The sequence below is a fragment of the Caballeronia terrestris genome (assembly GCF_001544515.1).
In the GTDB taxonomy this organism is placed as follows: Bacteria; Pseudomonadota; Gammaproteobacteria; order Burkholderiales; family Burkholderiaceae; genus Caballeronia; species Caballeronia terrestris.
Window position 1 is genome coordinate 1 of sequence record NZ_FCOL02000076.1, and the last position, 17,518, is coordinate 17,518.

Below are 17,518 nucleotides of genomic sequence, written 5' to 3' on the forward strand. Positions count from 1 at the left end.
TTCCTTGATTTCGTCTGGCGCCATCGCGGCGAATTTTTCGGGGGAGAAGTAGGCCAGGCCGAGGTATTTCATGGGAGATCCTTTGAATGGGGTTCACTGACGACGAATCTGATGATCGGAAATCGACAATGCCCCAGCTGGTTTGTAGCGGGTCGCGCCAGCCTTTCCGCTTTGGATCCCCTCGTGTGTAGATTGTCAATTACGATGGCCGCCCGTGTTGCCTCACGAAGGAATGTTACCCGACGGATTGTTGTCGTTTCGCTTTCTTTCTTCTCTTCTTTTGTGGTTTGCCGGGCGCGGAGCGCCCGGCCCCCGGCGACTTTCAACTTTTCCGCAACTCACACTTCGGCTGGCGCATCAGCGGACTTTCGCAGGCCGCCCAGAATCAGTTCTTTTACGCGCTCTGCTCGCCACGCCTTGACCCGGCGCTGTAGCGTTCGTAGTTGTGCCTGACTTGCGTACGCTTCTGGAAACATCGCGGCCAACCGATCCATCAATACGTTGGCCGGCACAGAGGGCTCGGCAATCAGCCATCCTTCGATTAGCGGCCACGCGTCGGCGAACGGATCCACCCGACTTCGCCACCAGTGCTTTGCCTTGGGTTGCTTCCGGTGCGTTGGACGTGCCTCACCTTCCTTCCATGCCGAAGAAAGGCTCGAGAGGAAGACGGCAACGTCTGCTCTGCCCGCTGGCGCCGCTTCAGCACGCACGCCGTGGGCTGCGAAGTCGCTCAATGTCTGCTGAGCCGTTCGCATCTCCTGCAGCAGTCGCACGGGATCGAGGCCTTTGAACTGTGCCTTCAGTTTCTCTTTGATAGCGGGTTCGACGCTGTCGTGTGCCAGAAGCCGATCGCACGGTGTCGCCGGCGCTAAATAGACCTTGTGTACGCGCGCGCCGTCACGCGTCTTGGCCTTCAACTTGAACGAAGGCTGGAAGAAGTTAATGTATAGCCGCGATGACGCGTACAGCTGCGCCAGAGCGTTCCTGGCATCGACACCGCTCAGTCGGCCATAACCGACCAGCCGCCGCACGACGGCACCGTTCTTCTGCTCCACCCAGGCCTGATCATTCTTCTTGTAGGCCCTCGAACGCGTCTGCACAAGACCGCGGCCCTTGCAGTAGTCGAGGACGCTCTGGTTCATGAATGCACTGTCATTATCCGAGTCCACTCCAAGCATTGCGAATGGCAGATCGGCGGCCGCTTTCTCAAATCCTTCAATCACCAGCATCTGGTTACGCACGCGCATGGCCACACATTCTGTCCAGCCGCTGGCGATATCAGTCAGCGTCAGTGTGTGAACGAAGTCCCCGTCGGTCTTCGGACCGCCGCAGTGTTCGACCAGGCCGATCTCGAAGAAGCCCGGCGGTGGATCGCGCCAGTCGGCGAAGGTACGCACCGGAATGCTTCGCCGGATGGCCGAGCCCACCCCCGTGCGCCGCTTGCGCTGCCCATCAATGTGCGCACGCGCGTTGGCCAGCAGGCGATCGATGGTCGCCGCGCTGATCTGAAGGAGTTTGGCCTTGACGACCGGATCCAGGTCGAGATGGCCGTGCCGCTCCATGGCATCAACCAGCTTCGGGATCAACGCCTTCAGTCGCTTGCCGCAAACCCGATCGGCTGCTTCCCACAACACCGTCAGCGCCTGACGTACCGCCTCGTCGTACAGCCGGTTGCGCTCGCGCGTCCCCGTTGCCGCGCCGGGCTCTTCCCGCAGCAGCCGGATCGCGTGCTTGCGGTGATACCCGGTCAGAGCCACGAACTCATCGAGAATCTTGATCCGTTCACCAAACGTCGCGCTGCCATACCGCAATTGCAATGCTGCGACCAACTCCTTGCGTGTCGTCATGCTGATTTGCCTCGTCACCTCGTGCCGCTCCCGCCGGACAATCCGACGGGTAGCAAACTACGTGAGGCAACAGGTCAGCGCGAGTTGCAATTCTGATGAGTCAATGCGCCGGCCAAGATAATTGTCGTTCTCCACTCGTGCCCGCCGTAGACAGATGGATGGGGAAAGACTTCAAGATTCGAGGGGATCGGGCTCGGCCATGAGCGGTCAGTCGATTCCTTACTCTGTTGGACGTTCGAAGGTCGGCTTCTCTCGACGATGGAGTCGTTCGCTCGACATTACCCCGGCGAACTCTTTCTGGTTAGTTTTCATTCCGGCTCGGACGATGAGAACTGCTGGGTGTAAGCCCAAATCATATCGAAGAGCTTTTGATCGCCGAAGGCCTTTGCCGCGAGACCGAATGCCGTCAGTCCTCGATATATATAGTTCCAGATGTCATCTCTATGATCGTGCCAAAGCGGCGAGTCGCGCAGCCCATTCATGTGAAAGCAGGCAGGGCGGCCGCCGTACATCTCCATTAGAAATGGCGATGCGCCATGAACATACCCGGACGTTGCCTTGTGAATAGTCTGCATTGCCGCGATGGCGGTGCTCGGATCGTCGCCCGATACCGGGCTACTCGCGATAAATGCAACGATTTTGTCCCTAGGGACGCTCCCGCGCTTGTTTCTCGTTTGCATTGGTCGCTCGGGGTCTTCATGCTCCTCCTGATAGAAGTCCGTGAGAAAGCGCTTATGAAGTTCGGCTTCACCGTACACAATGCCCAGCACCAAGAACGTCACATCGACTTCCGCTTCGTCGACGATACGGCACATCGACGCCTGCTCTTGAATAAAGCCGTGCGCGAGAAGTAATCGTGCCGCTCGGAGGGCGCTGACGATTCGAGCCATTTTCTGGACTATCGCGCGGTATGCATCCTTCTCCGCGTAGCGGTACCCGCGCTTTTGCACGAACGAAGGTGCAGGCATCCGTCCGGTAAGATCGTGAACGGTTTGCTCCATATAGCCGATTGCTTCGTCGTAAATTCGCTCTCTGTCCATATTCGCCATACCCCGAAGACCGCGTTCGTGAATCGATACAATGCGGACGACCGGTACAGCCGGGAATCCGTCATTGAGGTCATTTTAGTTCGCGGACCGCTGCGGGTCGACTTGGGACGCCAACGCACCGCGTCGGCGCAAGCTCGCGTGTTGATGCGAGCGGTGACATCTTGCCCGTAGACCGCACGCCCCTTCGGTACAGCGGTACAGCTGACCTACAATATCAGTGTGGTCGCTACTTAATAAGGAGGCTGCCATGACTCAGTCTATGATCTACTTCGTTGTCGGCTTGGCGGTATTGTTGGTCGCCGGGTTCATGGTGGCGCAACGGTACAGGCGCGATCACCCCGCGGAAGGGATGGCTCAGTGGCTTGACTCGCACCATATGAGTTGGCTGCACCGGCACAAACATTGACTCCGCATTGCAAAAACAAAGGCCCCGCAATCCAGCGGGGCTTCGTGCGATATTTGGAAACTCCCAATCCAATGGCAGTGGTTCTCCCAGCAGTGATCGTGAAGATGAAAGACTGCTTTCGACGTCCGATCGCATCAGGAGAGACTTTTGGACCAACTCGGCTTTGCTCTCATCGTAGCGCTGCTACGAGGATTGTCTCTACTTCCTTACGGGTTGGTCGCCAGGCTCGGCAGCGCGATCGGGGCTGCCTTGTATGTGCTTCCTAGTCGACGCAAACACATCGTCTTGGTCAATCTGGGTCTCTGTTTCCCCGAGAAGACCAAACGCGAATACGATGATCTTGCGAGGAACCACTTCCGCCATGTCGTGCGTAGCTATCTCGAGCGAGGCATTCAGTGGTTCGGTAGCGCGCAATCGCTGAACAAGCTCGTCGAGATCGACAGCAAAATTGATCTTTACGACAAGGATGCTCCGCCTACCATTTTTATGGGCTTTCACTTCGTCGCTATCGAGGTTGGGTGCATCCTTTACTCGACTCGCCTGCCTGCTGCCTCCTTGTACACGCGTATGTCGAACGCAGCCTTGTGCGACTTGGCCAGGCGACAACGTGGCAGGTTTGGCGCAGAGATGATTGAACGCTCGACGAGTGCCAGAAAGATCGTGGGACTGCTGCGCTCAGGCATACCCGTAATGCTTGCAGCAGACATGGATCACGGCATTGAGAACTCTGTTTTTGTCCCGTTCTTCGGCGTTCCCGCCTGCACGCTTACTTCCGTTTCGCGACTTGCACGGCTCGGTCATGCGCGGGTTGTACCGTTCGTGACTGAGGTGCTGCCAAATTACCGAGGATATAAGTTGACAGTTTTCGAACCGCTCGACGATTTCCCATCCGAAAGCGACGCGATTGACGCGCGTCGCATGAATGCGTTTCTTGAGGAGCAGATTTTAAAATACCCGGAACAGTATTACTGGGTACATCGACGCTTCAAGCATCGCCCTCCGGGGGTGGCGGGGGTGTATTGACCACGTCGTGATTTTGTCCTTTTGCAATTGATCCACCGAAGCGGACGATTTCATCGCGCCGCCACTGACGGCTTAACTAACCTCGCGAACGTCTGAGCAAGCCGATCGACTCGACGAGATGAACGACAGCTGCACTCCGGGAACGGTCAGATCCGCAGGAAGGTGGTGAACGTCGCTTTCGGGCAGGGCCATTCATGAACTTGCGCGGTCCCTCGTGTCCCCGCAGAAACACGAGCAGCTGCACGACGTCGATGCAGGCGACGCTGCTTGTCGCAGAGCAGCGGGACCGACCCGTGGATGCCCGTGGTGAGCGATTGACATAACGTCGTCATTGCTTTGACAAAATTCAGCATGTGTTTCGTTGCACTGCTACCGAACATAATGTCCTTCGCAGGATCAGGTCTACTCGCGCTACAAGTTCATGCGCATCGAGTCCTGAAGGTCCGTTCCTGCGGTGGGCGCGATTGTCCGGCGGTCAAGTACAAACTTCGGCAACCGGTCAGTTCGGTCATTTCTAAGCTTGCACGCGCGCAGACATTAAAATATCTGCACTACTAAGAAAACTGTCGGACAGCGTAACCTTTCCTGGCGTTGGCAGACAATTGCGACTCACCGAGCAAGCGCCCGGATGACTCTCGGCACTAGCCCCCTTGGCCTAACGCAGCTTCAGTGACCCGCGGTGACATGGGCAGCGTGTACGGTCGTTCTTCCGGGCTCGTACGTTTTCTTTGCTGAAACTCGCCAGAGTATCGGCCTAGGCCGCATACATCCGCTCGCAAAACAGGGCGCTTGCACCCAGCTTGCGGGACAATTCTGATGCGGAGGCCAATTGCACTTCAGTGAGGCTGCCTGAGGCGTAAGCCGGTTCTAATCTAGATGCCGGACCGGAAAGGGTCAGCGCCGCCATAAAGTTGTCGCCCGCTCCGAATACCGGGGTCGCGAATGCGGCGGTGTGCTGATCGCGCGCGCCTGCAGTGAAGATCGGAAGCTGCGGAGGCTTTTCGAACAGCCTTTCGTGAAGACCCCAGACGCGGAGGACCTTACCGATAGCCGTGTCGTCAAGAGGAAATGCAGTCCCCGGTAAGCGCGTTTCACGCAGACCTTCCGACGGTTCAACTCGGAAAAGGCATAAACGCAGGTTCTTTTCAAGAACGTAGTAGGACGCGCTCTCTTTGGTCGTCGTGGCTAGGTGATGGAGGACAGGCTCCACGACCGATGCAAGATGGAAGGATTGCTCGTAGAGCTTTCCAAGATACAAAAGCCGCGGCCCCAACGAGTACAACCCGGCTTCCGAGCGTACGACATAGTTCATCCGCTCGAGCGAGTTCATCAAGCGATACACAGTCGTTTTGTGTATTCCGGAGGCAAGAGCTAGAGCAGCCAGCGAGAGTGCTTCGGCTCCCGGCTTAAAGCAATCCAGCAGTGAAAGAGCCTTCTCCACTGCCACAACACCTTCATTCCCCATTTCCGCCTCCGCCCAACAAAGATTATTTGCATTGTACACAGTACAACGGCGGTGTGAGATACGAAACCTTAGCGTACTCGATTATAATTGGGGTTGTGCACCGTACATGAGCATTGTACCGTGTACATTTGCCAGATGGTTGAGGCGCTTATTCAGTGCGCGAGCTGTTTCCTGCGGTAAATCGGCTTAGCAAAGCCAATCGTCTTGACCGCCGCAAACTTCGTTGAAGGTTTAATGCAAATGCCTGCTGGAAGGCGGAGCGATGAGCTTGTCTATATATGGAGTCTTTCCGGCACTTGCTGAGCCCTCGCTACGGCGATACCTCGGCGGCCAGGTCGCATCAGTACTGGGTAGTTGGACGCAGAACGTTACGCTCAATTTGCTCGTGTACCACTTTTCGGGGTCCGCCGCCGTTCTTGCGCTGCTCAACTTTTTGCTTTATGGGCCGCAACTTTTCGTCGCTCCGATTGCCGGGTCTCGTATCAGTTCCGCAAACGCGAAGCGCATAACACTATCCGTCCTCAGTACATCGTTGATTCTCACGTGCTCGCTGCTTGCGATGTCGCTGCTTGGCCTTCTGAGTGTCAAGATGATCCTAGCGTTTGCACTGGCCATTGGCATTTCGAGCGCGGTTGAGACCCCGGCTAGACAAGTGTTGCTATTGACCAGTCTCCGCGACGCTAAACTGGTGGCGAACGCCGTCGCGATGAATACGATGGTTTATAACGTGGGTCGAATGGTAGGGCCAACCATAGCCGGGTTCGTATATCCGACGCTTGGGCCGACTGCGGCGTTCTTGATCTATGCGTTGGCCTTGTGCGTGATGGCTGTGTGCGTGCGTTCCATCACAATACCGCCCGTGTTGGCGGTTCGAAGTCGCTCAATTGGTGGCTTGAGGGATGCAGTCGGCTATGTGATAGCCGATGACTTTTCAGCGAAGTATCTGCCAATTCTTGCGTGTATCGGGCTTTTCGCGGGCAGTTACCAAACGCTGGTGCCGCTGCTCGCCGACCATGCGTTTCACGATGCAGCCAAATTCACTGGAATGTTTTTCGCCTGGGCCGGGGCTGGCTCGCTAACCGCGGCCGTTCTCTTATCTTCGGCTCTCGGCCCGGGCGCGTCAGAGCGCTTTATTGCGTGGGCGCCTTGGACGGCGATCGTGGCGTTAGCGGTGCTTGCCGGGGCAACCGAGTCGCTTGCGTCGGGAGCTGCATTTTATTTGCTCGGATTTAGTCTTACGTTCGCGGCGACTTCCACCAATGCGACCATCCAGCGACGTTGCCCAGAAAATGTTCGCGGCGGATTAGTGGGCATGTACGGCATGGCCTACAACGGGACAATGCCGTTCGGCTATCTCCTCGTCGGCGCGATATCTGAAGCGCTTGGGGTGCGCAACACGTTCGGTGCAATGGCGGGCGTGCTGGCGACAGGCGTTGTTGCCGTCACCGTCATTCATCAATTCCGACGTGTCCAAGCTGACTGACGCTTCCCCCTGACGGCTTGATTCCCATAGCCTCGACTTCTCCGTTTCGGCCACGCCACAGGGTCCCGCACGGCAGCGATCAGCGGTCTGGCGGAGCATTGTTACACCGGGCTTTCGACGTTCGCAAATGAATCCTAGCGCGTCGCCGCATGCGGGCGTGACGCCTCCCCGCGAAGCGCGACGGGGCATGCGGGCGGTCTTCGACCTGTCTGAACCGCCCCTCTCTCTATACCTCCGTCTCTCCTCCGTAGAACCGCGAACGAGTGGAGGAGTTGTATCAGGTACAACATCAATTTACTATGTGAAAGGGTTAACGCCACTGGAGATGCGCGGATTACAACGGTATATTCGTTTCACACCGTACATCCAAGGTGTACAGAGTACAACTCAACCAGCGAGGCATTTTCTTATGAGCACGTCATCCAACGCCAATTCTTTGATCTCCCGTGACATCGAGCGTGTGGCGCCCGAGCTAGTCGCCGCCGCCGCCAAATTTCAGGCCGCGATCCTGGCCGACGTCGCCGGTCGTCGCGGCACGTTGCACGGTCGCGTCAAACCCCTTTCGCCCAACATGAAAGTCGCAGGTCCTGCCGTTACGGTAGAAGTGCGCCCGGGTGACAACCTCGCAATTCACGCTGCGCTGGCCATCGCTCAGCCGGGCGACGTGATCGTCGTAGATGGCAAGGGCGACCAAAGCTGCGCATTGATCGGCGAAATCATGGCAGCGCAAGCTCATGCCACTGGAATCGCGGGTCTCGTCCTTGACGGCGCCGTGCGCGATTCGCATGAGCTTGCAAACGGCGTGTTCCCTGTCTTCTCGGCCGGCTTGAACCCGTGCGGTCCGACCAAAGGGGTGGCAGGTCGCGTGAATAAACCGATCTCGGCCGGCGGTGCGACTGTCAATCCCGGCGATTTGATCGTCGGCGACGCTGACGGGGTCGTGGTAATCCCGCGCGATCAAGTCGCAGCTGTCATCGAATTGGCGCAAAAGAAGCTGGACGCAGAAACGAAGCGCATTGAGGCGATTCGTAACGGCGACACGCGTGCGGCATGGCTCGAAAAGGAACTGCGTGCCGTCGGCATGCTTGCTGATGACGAGGCACTGTGATGCCGGACAACCAAGAAAAGCCTGTCGTTTTGGTCACCGGCGCTGACCTCGCTCCCCAGGCGCTTCAGATTCTCGCTCAGTTCGATGTTGTGTTTGCCGGCAAGCAGCCGACCGAGGATGACCTGGTTGCGCTTTGCGAGCGGTACAAGCCTGTCGCGATCATCGTCCGTTATGGCAAGGTCAACGCACGCATCATGGATGCAGCCGAACGTCTTCGCGTGATCTCCAAGCACGGCAGCGGGATCGACGTCATCGATCAGGACGCAGCGGCAAAACGCGGAATCGCGGTCCGAGCAGCCGTCGGAGCCAATGCCGCCGCTGTCGCTGAGCATGCATGGGCGCTCATCTTTGCCTGCGCCAAGTCGGTGACGCAGCTCGATAGCCGCATGCGCAACGGCCACTGGGACAAGGCAACACACAAGTCGATGGAATTAGACGGTCGCACACTCGGTCTGGTCGGCCTGGGTGCGATTGGCAGGCGCGTGGCGAGTGCCGGAATCGCGTTCGGCATGAGTGTCATTGCGTTCGACCCGTTTGCCAAGGAAGCACCTGCGGGCGTGACGCTGGTCGGTCTCGACGAGCTCTACGCAAATTCGGATGTGGTTTCGTTGCACTGCCCGCTCACGTCGGAAAACCGTCGGATGTTGAACAGCGACACGTTCTCGCTTTTCAAGCGCGGCGCCATTCTGGTCAACACCGCTCGCGGCGGACTTATCGACGAGCCTGCTCTCATCAAGGCGCTGTCTGACGGTCAATTGCGCTCAGCCGGGCTCGATAGCTTCGATGTCGAGCCGATGACCTCACCGCATCCATTCCAAAGCGTTCCGAATCTGGTGCTGTCGCCGCACATCGGAGGCGTAAGCGATGCGGCCTACGTAAATATGGGCAAGGGTGCAGCCGTCAATGTGGTGGCCGTAATTGACGAACAGATTCAGACAGCAACCTGACGCATCGACAAGTTCTCGAGGTTCATCATGTTTCTCCTTCACTCGCCTGACGTGCGTGCAGCCGAAATCTTCACGCGCGTGCCTGATAAATTTCGCAAACCCAACGTTCAAACGGAATGGGCGCGTGCAAATCGGGGTGGCCAAAGCACAGACTCCTTTCTGGAAGGACCGGTATGGAGCCCGGACGGCCATCTGTATGTGACCGATATCCCACACGGTCGCGTCTTCCGGATTTCGCAAGCCGGCGAGTGGGAGCTTGTCGTCGAATACGACGGCGAGCCAAACGGCATGAAGATGTTCGACGACACGCATTTTCTCATCACCGATTATCGCAACGGATTGATGTTGCTCGATATCGAAAGTGGTGCGGTGCAGCCGTACCTCGAACGCCGCAACACCGAGCGCTTTCGGGGCGTGAACGACTTGACCTTCGATTCAGCAGGCAATCTGTACTTCACCGATCAGGGACAAACGGGCTTACATGACCCAACCGGGCGGGTCTATCGGCTGTCGTCGGACGGCAAACTTGATCTCTTGCTCAACAATTGCCCAAGTCCAAACGGTTTGGTGCTGTCGCCGGATGAAAAAGTGCTGTATGTCGCGATGACACGCGGCAACTGTGTGTGGCGGGTGCCGCTCCAGGCTGACGGCTCAGTCAGTAAGGTCGGCCAGTTCTTTACCTCGTATGGACCGAGCGGCCCTGATGGCCTGACGATCGACTCACAAGGCCGCCTCTTCGTGGCCAACCCGGGGCTAGGCCGCGTGTGGGTACTCAATCACCGCGCCGAACCCGTGGTTGTCGTGACGACTCCCGAGGGCGCGTCATTGACCAATCTCTGCTTCGGTGGCTCCGACATGAAAACGCTTTTCATGACCGAGTCGATCACCGGCACGGTACTCATCACGCAGATGGACGTCGCGGGTCCGCTGCCACAGCGATCTCAGTCGCGCCCTTGAAGTAACCATCAGCGCGGCGGAGTCGCCGCCCACTCGGATCATCAGCAGATCGCGTTCAAAGAAACGTGATGGAGGAGCACACCATGCAAGCATTGCAAACCTTAGGCGACCAGCCTTCGGATAAATCTAGCGACACGCGCACCCTCGCGGCACAGGCTGCCGAATACGCAGCAAGCGAGCGAGCGCTCGCAAAGGTTTTCCGCCGCATCCTTCCTTTTATCTTCATCTGCTACGTCATCAGTTATCTCGATCGTACCAATGTGGGGTTCGCCGCGCTCACAATGAATCGCGATCTCGGCTTGACATCGGAACAGTTCGGTCTTGGCGCCGGATTGTTTTTTATTGGTTACTTTCTGTTCGAGATACCGAGCAACCTGATCATGCAGAAGGTAGGCGCGCGGATGTGGATCGCCCGCATCATGCTCACTTGGGGGCTGTTATCGATGGCGACGGCCTTCGTGGTCGGACCCAAGAGCTTCGCCGCAGCGCGCTTTCTTCTCGGCATGGCTGAGGCGGGTTTCACGCCGGGGATTTACCTGTACTTCACGTATTGGTTTCCGGGAAAGTGGCGAGCTAAGGCGACTGCGGCGTTTCTCGTCGGCATCCCTGTGGCGAACATGATCGGCTCGCCAATCTCTGGCGCCCTGCTGGAGTTCGGAGCGTTTCACGGTCTGCGCAGCTGGCAGTGGCTGTTGCTGATTGAGGGCTTGCCGGCTGTACTACTCGGGATCGCTTGTCTGTTTATCCTCGCCGATCGTCCCGAAAAAGCAAAGTGGCTCTCGGACGAAGAAAAGGCTGTTCTCGCGCGTCGCTTGGCGGCCGAGCAGAAGGGTATTGCAACGAAGCACGGTTCAAACCTGCGCGACGCTATGACGAACTGGCGCGTCTTCGTGCTGGCCTTTGTCAACTTCTGTTGCATCGTCGGCTCGATTGGCGTTGGCCTGTGGTTGCCCCAGATCATCAAACAGTTCGGCGTAAGCCATACCGTCGTGGGTGGCCTCGCCGCGATTCCTTACGCCATCGGTGCAGTCGTCATGCTCTTGTGGGCGCGCCTTGCAAATCGTGCCAAGAATCGCATCCCCTACGTAGCCGGCGCATTGATCGTTGCAGCAGCAGCTCTGGCTTTGAGCACTTGCCTCGACGTGCCTGCGCTTAAGTTTGCCGCGCTTTGTTTCACGGTGACTGGGATCCTTGCTTTTCAAGCGACTTACTGGGCAATACCGTCGGGCTTTCTCACCGGACGCGCGGCGGCTGGCGGCCTCGCACTGATCGTCTCGATCGGCAATCTCGGCGGCTTTGTCGGGCCATCGATGATCGGCTACATCAAGCAGGCGACGAATGGCTTTACGGCACCGTTGCTGGCCGTCTCGACCATTCTTCTTATCGGCGCCCTCACGATTGCCTGGCTTGGCGATCCCGGCGCTGGAACGGGCGAAGCCGCTCCGGCTAAATAGCAACGCCGTTCCACCAACCGAACCGCTTCCTTTTCACTGACATCCAATAATCCGGAGACACCATGATGCCCAAGAATGTCACCAACAAACTTCGTATAAAACCGCTGGTTACCTTTGGGGCCACCGCTGCGTTCGGGCTGACGCTGGCCCAGGCGTCACATGCGCAGAGCAGCGTCACGTTGTACGGCATCGTCGACGTCGGCATTGAGCACATCAACAATACGACCGCTGGCGGCGGCCAGACCCGCGAGGTGTCCGGCAACCTCTCCGGGTCCCGCTGGGGCATGAAAGGCATCGAGGATCTCGGTGGGGGCTACAGCGCTATCTTTACCCTTGAAAGCGGATTCAACGTCAATGATGGCACCACCGCGCAGTCCACCCGCGGGCTGGGTACCACTCCCACCACCACTACGCGCCTGTTCGGACGGCAAGCGTATGTCGGCTTCGCCGGGAAAGGGCAACAACTCACATTTGGTCGCCAAAACTCGGTTCTTTACGACCAGGCCGTTCCGTTCGACCCGATGGGTGCCTCATCGCGTTATTCGACGCTTTCTGTGGACTACGCGACGGCCGGGCGCATCGACAATTCCGCGAAGTATGTAGGCGCCTTCGGGCCGGTTACGGCGGAAGCCATGTACAGCACGCGATATGACACAGGCTACGGTGCCGAGGTGCCCGGGGCGGAAATCACCGGACGCTACTTCGGCGGCTCCTTGACCTATGGAACCGGCCCGTTCGCTGCAAGCGCGTCGTATGAGCAGCGCAACAGCAATACGGTCGCGACCAACACCGGGACGGAACGACGGGCGACGGCCGCCGCCACGTATGTCCTTGGTGATGTCAAAGGGTTCGCAGGCTATCGCTATCTGCGCGCTTCGCGGGCGTTCCTGCCGGGCAGTCCGATTATTGTGGCCAACGGCGCCGATACCGGCTACGCCAACTTGTACTGGCTGGGCGCCCAATACCGCGTGACGCCGGCGCTTCAACTGACTGCTGTCGGTTACTACCAGGATGTACACGCGAGCAACACCGACCCCTGGATGGCGGTACTCAGTGCCGAGTACTCGTTATCGAAGCGTACCGATGTCTACGCCACGGCGGCCTACACCCGCAACAAGAACGGATCTGCGCTGGGTGTGAATGGCTATGGGACGGTCGCACCTGGCTATAACCAGACCGGCGTAGTAGTCGGCATGCGACAGAAGTTCTAACCGTCGGCGCGCTCGCGCAAACAACCGATTTAGAGAAATACAGCGGCGCGCGAGTGCCAAAATTGAGAAGGAGACACACATGGAAACCCTTACCCCAGCTAGTCCAATCGGAAATCGAGCGGCGGACCATACGAAAGGTCGTCTGGCGGCTGCTGCCATTTTTAATGATTTGCTATCTCCTCGCGTTCATCGATCGCGGAAACATTGGCATGGCGTCGCTTCAGATGAATCACGATCTCGCGATGAGTGCGCGGGTGTTCGGCTTCGGCAGCAGTCTGTTCTTCGTCTCCTATTTCTTTTTCGAGGTTCCGAGCAACCTCGCGTTACAGAAATATGGCGCGCGCATCTGGATTGCACGGATCATGATTAGTTGGGGGCTCGTGTCGGCTTGTATGGCGCTGGTGCATAACGCACCGACGTTTTACATCCTCCGCTTCCTTCTCGGTGCTGCTGAAGCGGGGTTCTTCCCCGGCGTGCTCCTGTATCTCACGTACTGGATCCCCGCTCAGTATCGCGGGCGAATCGTTGCCACGTTCATGGTGGCAATCCCCGCCGCCAGCTTCATCGGATCACCAATCTCTGCATTGCTGCTGCAGATGGATTGAATTTGGGGCCTGCGCGGATGGCACTGGCTGTTCCTGCTCGAAGGGATCCCGACCGTGGTGATGGGAATTGCCTGCCTCTTCGTGCTCACAAACAAACCGGAAGATGCCAAATGGCTTAAAGACGATGAGCGCGAGTGGCTCGTCAATTCTCTCTCGCGTGAAGATCGCACGCCCAAGAAAGTGCAGGAAATGCCGCTCCTCAAGCTGTTCAGCAATCGATACGTGTTGTGCCTGGCGCTCGTTGACACGTGTGCGTCCGCGGCAGGAAGTACGCTCTCGGTCTGGCAACCGCAGCTCCTCAAGGCGTATGGGCTGAGCGTCATGCAGACCGGCTTGCTCAATTCGGTGCCTTACGCGGTTGCAGCTCTCCTCATGGTGTTTTGGGGACGGCGTTCGGATCGGACTGGCGAGCGACGCTGGCACACTGTCATTCCGATGCTGTTGATTGGTGTCGGCCTCTTTGCGACGTCGTTGAGCGGATCGCTCATTCCCACGATGTTCATGCTGAGCGCCGTATTGGTTGGGGCTTACGCATTCAAGGGGCCGTTCTGGGCGTTGGCCTCAGGCATGTTGTCCAACAGCACGGCGGCGGCAGGGCTTGCGACGATCAACGCTATTGCGAATCTGCTCGGCGGTGGCTTGATGGTCAATGTGTACGGATGGGTAAAAGAAGGAACGGGCAGCTACGCCTTGGCCTTGTTGCCCTTGGCTGTCCTCACGCTCATCAGCGTCGCCACCTTGCTAATACTGAGCCGCAATGTTTCCGGAAAGCAAATGCGCAACAAAGCGGAGGCGACGTGAGCGGGCGGCGGATCAACAGGCGTGACTTCCTGCGATTAGCAGGGAGTGCAGTCGCCGCTGCGGCAGCCCCGGCAGCGGTATGGGCGGAGGAGGCATGGTCGAGCGGCAACCAGCCGCCGTTGTTCAGTCTCCCCGCCGGAGCAGTCGACTGTCACATGCACATTTACGACGACCGCTTCCCCAGCGCACCCGGCACAACGCTGCGGCCGCCCAATGCGACGGTGGAGCAGTATCGGCTTGTGCAAAAGCGATTGGGCGTACGTAGGAATGTGGTGGTGACGCCCTCAACCTACGGGACTGACAATCGCTGCACGCTCGACGCGCTTAAACGCTTTGGGCCCGACGCACGTGGTGTTGCTGTTGTGGACACCACGGTAACGGATCATGAGCTAGAAGAGATGCACAGTGCGGGAGTGCGAGCAATTCGCTTCAATCTAAGCTATCCCGGAGCGGCGACGGCCGACATGCTCGACCCACTCGGCTCGCGCATCGCGGCACTCGGATGGCACATCGAATTGGTGGTTCCGGGCGCTCAGTTGCCACGCATGGAGGCTCTGCTCTTAGCGCTCGCTTGTCCACTGGTTATTGACCATATAGCTCACGTACCGCAACCAGGCGGCTTGGAGTCGGAAGCGTTTCGTACCGCGCGCCGGCTAGTCGACATGGGGAACACCTGGATAACGTTGTCCGGCCCCTACGTGGATAGCAAGACCGGCGCACCGGCATACGGTGATGTCGAGCCAGTTGCCAAAGCGTTCATCTCGTTGGCTCCGGAGCGGATGCTCTGGGGGACGGACTGGCCGCACCCGACTGAAAAGACGCACAAGCCTGACGACGCAATGTTGCTGGATGTTATCGCCGGATGGATTGAACGCGCCGATTGGCAGCAGCAGATCTTTGTAAGAAATCCGTCGGCGCTATACGGCTTCAATGATTCCGCCGCCAGCAACCCACAGCGTCACCTAACCGCCAGGTCGAGCAAAGGCGGCGCATGTTGAGAGAGGCCGGACAAGATTTCATATCGATTTCAACATCAATAAATTAGTAAGACGACAGATTGTCGAGAAGTGGAGAGGGGCAAAGAGAAGACTGGTTGCCTTTTGAACGTGCGACTCACAGCGCCACTAACTGTGTACCCAGAGACAAGGAAGCTATTCATGAAAGCATCAGACCTTTTCGTCAAAGCCCTCGAGAACGAGGGCGTGGACCGTATCTTCGCCGTACCGGGGGAAGAGAACCTCGACGTCGTCGAATCGCTACGCAACTCAAGCATCCAGCTGGTTATCACCCGGCACGAGCAGTCGGCTGCTTTCATGGCAGCCACCCATGGTCGCCTGACGGGCAAGCCTGGCGTTTGTATGGCAACACTCGGACCGGGGGCGTTGAACCTGGTTACGGGTGCGGCTTACGCTCATCTGGGTGCAATGCCGATGATACTAATCACCGGGCAAAAAGCCATCATGACCGCGCGGCAGGCCCGGTTCCAGATTGTCGATATCATCGCGACGATGAAACCTTTGACGAAAGCGTCTCGGCAGATTGTCAGCGCAACCAGTATCCCGGCCGTGGTGCGCGAGGCATTTCGGCTGGCTCAGGAAGAGCGCCCGGGCCCAGTCCATCTGGAGCTGCCGGAAGACGTGGCGGCAGAGCAGGCGAGCGACGCATTGACGGTCGTTCCGTTGCACCCGGTCGAGATCCCTGCTGCGCAGGACGCCGCTATTGAGCGAGCCGCGGCATTGTTGATGGAAGCCGAGCGTCCGCTGGTGATGTTCGGCGCGGCCAGCAACCGCCCGCGGCTCGCCGGTCAATTGACCGACCTTATCCGCCGTATCGGAATTCCGTTCTTTAATACGCAGATGGGGAAAGGCACCGTCGCTGCCATTACAACGACCGAAAAGGGAACCGAACTGTGGATGGGGACAGCCGCGCTCAGTGAACGGGATTACGTGCATGAGGCGATCGATCAAGCCGATTTGATTGTTTCCATTGGCCATGACACGGTCGAGAAGCCGCCATTCATCATGGGGCCCAAAGGACCCACGGTGATCCACGTCGGGTACACGTCGGCTAACGTCGAGCAAGTGTTTTTCCCACACGCGGAAGTGGTGGGTGACGTCGGGTCGAGCCTTACACGACTCGCAGATGTCGTTTGCGGCAAGCTGCCCAACGCTGGCGCGTTGATTCCGCTGCGCGAAGGCATCCTGAAGCGGACGTTGGATCGAGCAGAGGAATCGCGCTTCCCTCTGACGCCTCAGCGCATCGTCCACGACGTGCGAGAAGTGATGCCGGCCGATGGCATCGTCGCGCTCGATAACGGCATGTACAAGATCTGGTTCGCACGATGCTATCGCACGCGAAGCGCGAATGCTCTCTTGCTCGATAACGCGTTGGCAACAATGGGAGCGGGCCTCCCGTCGGCGATGATGGCATCGCTCCTCCACCCCGACCGTCGCGTGATGGCCGTATGCGGCGACGGCGGTTTCATGATGAACTCGCAGGAACTCGAGACCGCTGTCCGACTGAAGCTCAACCTCGTCGTGTTGATCATCCAGGACGACGCCTACGGAATGATCCGCTGGAAGCAGGCGGTCGACGATTTCGCCGATTGGGGATTGAGTTTCGGCAATCCCGACTTCGTCAAATACGCTGAGGCCTATGGTGCGAAAGGACGGCGCGTCGAGTCGGCAGAAGGGTTGGTTCCGACACTGGAGGCGGCCTTCGAAGAAGGCGGAGTGCAACTCGTCGTTGTGCCCGTTGACTACTCGGAGAACAGTTGCGTGCTCGTCGACGAACTTAGAAACCGCGTGACGGAGGTGTCGCAATGAAGATCAAGGCAGCCGTTTTGCAGGCGATGGGCGCGACGTCCCCGTATGCCGTCTCTCGTCCTCTGCGCATTGAAGAGATCGATCTCGCGCCCCCGGGTCCCGACGAAGTGTTGATCAAGATTGCAGCGGCAGGTCTCTGCCACTCTGATCTCTCCGTGATCAACGGTGACCGGCCCCGTCCGATGCCGATGGCGCTCGGCCATGAAGCCGCCGGCATCGTGCAGGAACTAGGAGCCGGCGTGACTGACCTTCAAGTCGGAGACCATGTCGTCGTGGTGTTCGTGCCCAGTTGCGGGCACTGCGCACCGTGTGCCGAGGGACGCCCTGCGTTGTGCGA

The 17,518-nt window shown here is 58.4% G+C and carries 13 protein-coding genes and 1 pseudogene; 11 read left to right on the plus strand and 3 right to left on the minus strand.

The window, feature by feature from the left end:
• Window positions 1-338 precede the first annotated feature (338 nt).
• Together AWB67_RS30310 and AWB67_RS30315 are read right to left on the minus strand one after the other, a co-directional pair.
• A complete protein-coding gene (locus AWB67_RS30310) occupies window positions 339-1,847 on the minus strand; it encodes an integrase catalytic domain-containing protein (protein ID WP_087659828.1) in 1,509 nt (502 codons plus the stop codon).
• A 308-nt stretch (window positions 1,848-2,155) separates the two neighbouring features.
• Window positions 2,156-2,896, minus strand: coding sequence for a hypothetical protein (locus tag AWB67_RS30315; protein ID WP_235025415.1), 741 nt, complete (start codon window positions 2,894-2,896; stop codon window positions 2,156-2,158).
• Window positions 2,897-3,449: 553 nt separating this feature from the next.
• On the opposite strand from AWB67_RS30315, the gene AWB67_RS30320 reads away from it, so the two are divergent.
• Window positions 3,450-4,325, plus strand: coding sequence for a lipid A biosynthesis lauroyl acyltransferase (locus AWB67_RS30320; RefSeq protein WP_087659829.1), 876 nt, complete (start codon window positions 3,450-3,452; stop codon window positions 4,323-4,325).
• Window positions 4,326-5,079: 754 nt separating this feature from the next.
• Here the strand turns inward: AWB67_RS30320 and AWB67_RS30325 are convergent.
• Window positions 5,080-5,790, minus strand: a complete 711-nt coding sequence (locus AWB67_RS30325) for an IclR family transcriptional regulator (protein ID WP_087659830.1) — start codon at window positions 5,788-5,790, stop codon at window positions 5,080-5,082.
• 262 nt (window positions 5,791-6,052) lie between these two features.
• Between AWB67_RS30325 and AWB67_RS30330 the strand changes: the two genes are divergently transcribed.
• The 10 genes and pseudogenes from AWB67_RS30330 to AWB67_RS30375 form a co-directional block, all read left to right on the plus strand.
• The gene (locus AWB67_RS30330) at window positions 6,053-7,273 is read left to right on the plus strand and encodes an MFS transporter (protein WP_087659831.1); all 1,221 of its coding nucleotides are present in this window, start codon (window positions 6,053-6,055) and stop codon (window positions 7,271-7,273) included.
• Window positions 7,274-7,682: 409 nt separating this feature from the next.
• Window positions 7,683-8,381 (plus strand): RraA family protein, encoded by a 699-nt coding sequence (locus AWB67_RS30335; RefSeq protein ID WP_087659832.1) that lies wholly within the window; start codon window positions 7,683-7,685, stop codon window positions 8,379-8,381.
• Complete coding sequence (locus AWB67_RS30340; protein WP_087659833.1) at window positions 8,381-9,328, plus strand: hydroxyacid dehydrogenase; 948 nt, start codon at window positions 8,381-8,383, stop codon at window positions 9,326-9,328. The genes AWB67_RS30335 and AWB67_RS30340 overlap by 1 nt, the downstream gene beginning before the upstream one ends.
• Before the next feature lie 27 nt (window positions 9,329-9,355).
• Window positions 9,356-10,285 (plus strand): SMP-30/gluconolactonase/LRE family protein, encoded by a 930-nt coding sequence (locus AWB67_RS30345; RefSeq protein ID WP_087659834.1) that lies wholly within the window; start codon window positions 9,356-9,358, stop codon window positions 10,283-10,285.
• An 83-nt stretch (window positions 10,286-10,368) separates the two neighbouring features.
• The gene (locus AWB67_RS30350; protein ID WP_087659835.1) at window positions 10,369-11,739 is read left to right on the plus strand and encodes an MFS transporter; all 1,371 of its coding nucleotides are present in this window, start codon (window positions 10,369-10,371) and stop codon (window positions 11,737-11,739) included.
• 62 nt (window positions 11,740-11,801) lie between these two features.
• Complete coding sequence (locus AWB67_RS30355; protein ID WP_235025416.1) at window positions 11,802-12,950, plus strand: porin; 1,149 nt, start codon at window positions 11,802-11,804, stop codon at window positions 12,948-12,950.
• 62 nt (window positions 12,951-13,012) lie between these two features.
• Window positions 13,013-14,356: pseudogene (locus AWB67_RS30360) on the plus strand (MFS transporter).
• Window positions 14,353-15,354: an amidohydrolase family protein gene (locus AWB67_RS30365; protein ID WP_087659836.1), complete on the plus strand. Its 1,002-nt coding sequence runs from the start codon at window positions 14,353-14,355 to the stop codon at window positions 15,352-15,354. The pseudogene AWB67_RS30360 and the gene AWB67_RS30365 overlap by 4 nt, the downstream one beginning before the upstream one ends.
• A 159-nt stretch (window positions 15,355-15,513) precedes the next feature.
• A complete protein-coding gene (locus AWB67_RS30370) occupies window positions 15,514-17,181 on the plus strand; it encodes an acetolactate synthase large subunit (RefSeq protein WP_087659837.1) in 1,668 nt (555 codons plus the stop codon).
• On the plus strand, window positions 17,178-17,518 hold a 341-nt coding region (locus tag AWB67_RS30375), incomplete at its 3' end, for an alcohol dehydrogenase catalytic domain-containing protein (RefSeq protein WP_159964990.1). The genes AWB67_RS30370 and AWB67_RS30375, both read left to right, overlap by 4 nt.

Bases quoted from the DNA above. Each gene is read 5' to 3' on its own strand.
- AWB67_RS30330 (WP_087659831.1), top strand. From the start codon at position 6,053: ATGAGCTTGTCTATATATGGAGTCTTTCCGGCACTTGCTGAGCCCTCG.
- AWB67_RS30340 (WP_087659833.1), top strand. From the start codon at position 8,381: ATGCCGGACAACCAAGAAAAGCCTGTCGTTTTGGTCACCGGCGCTGAC.
- AWB67_RS30355 (WP_235025416.1), top strand. From the start codon at position 11,802: ATGATGCCCAAGAATGTCACCAACAAACTTCGTATAAAACCGCTGGTT.
- AWB67_RS30310 (WP_087659828.1), bottom strand. From the start codon at position 1,847: ATGACGACACGCAAGGAGTTGGTCGCAGCATTGCAATTGCGGTATGGC.
- AWB67_RS30335 (WP_087659832.1), top strand. From the start codon at position 7,683: ATGAGCACGTCATCCAACGCCAATTCTTTGATCTCCCGTGACATCGAG.
- AWB67_RS30350 (WP_087659835.1), top strand. From the start codon at position 10,369: ATGCAAGCATTGCAAACCTTAGGCGACCAGCCTTCGGATAAATCTAGC.
- AWB67_RS30370 (WP_087659837.1), top strand. From the start codon at position 15,514: ATGAAAGCATCAGACCTTTTCGTCAAAGCCCTCGAGAACGAGGGCGTG.
- AWB67_RS30345 (WP_087659834.1), top strand. From the start codon at position 9,356: ATGTTTCTCCTTCACTCGCCTGACGTGCGTGCAGCCGAAATCTTCACG.
- AWB67_RS30325 (WP_087659830.1), bottom strand. From the start codon at position 5,790: ATGGGGAATGAAGGTGTTGTGGCAGTGGAGAAGGCTCTTTCACTGCTG.
- AWB67_RS30315 (WP_235025415.1), bottom strand. From the start codon at position 2,896: ATGGCGAATATGGACAGAGAGCGAATTTACGACGAAGCAATCGGCTAT.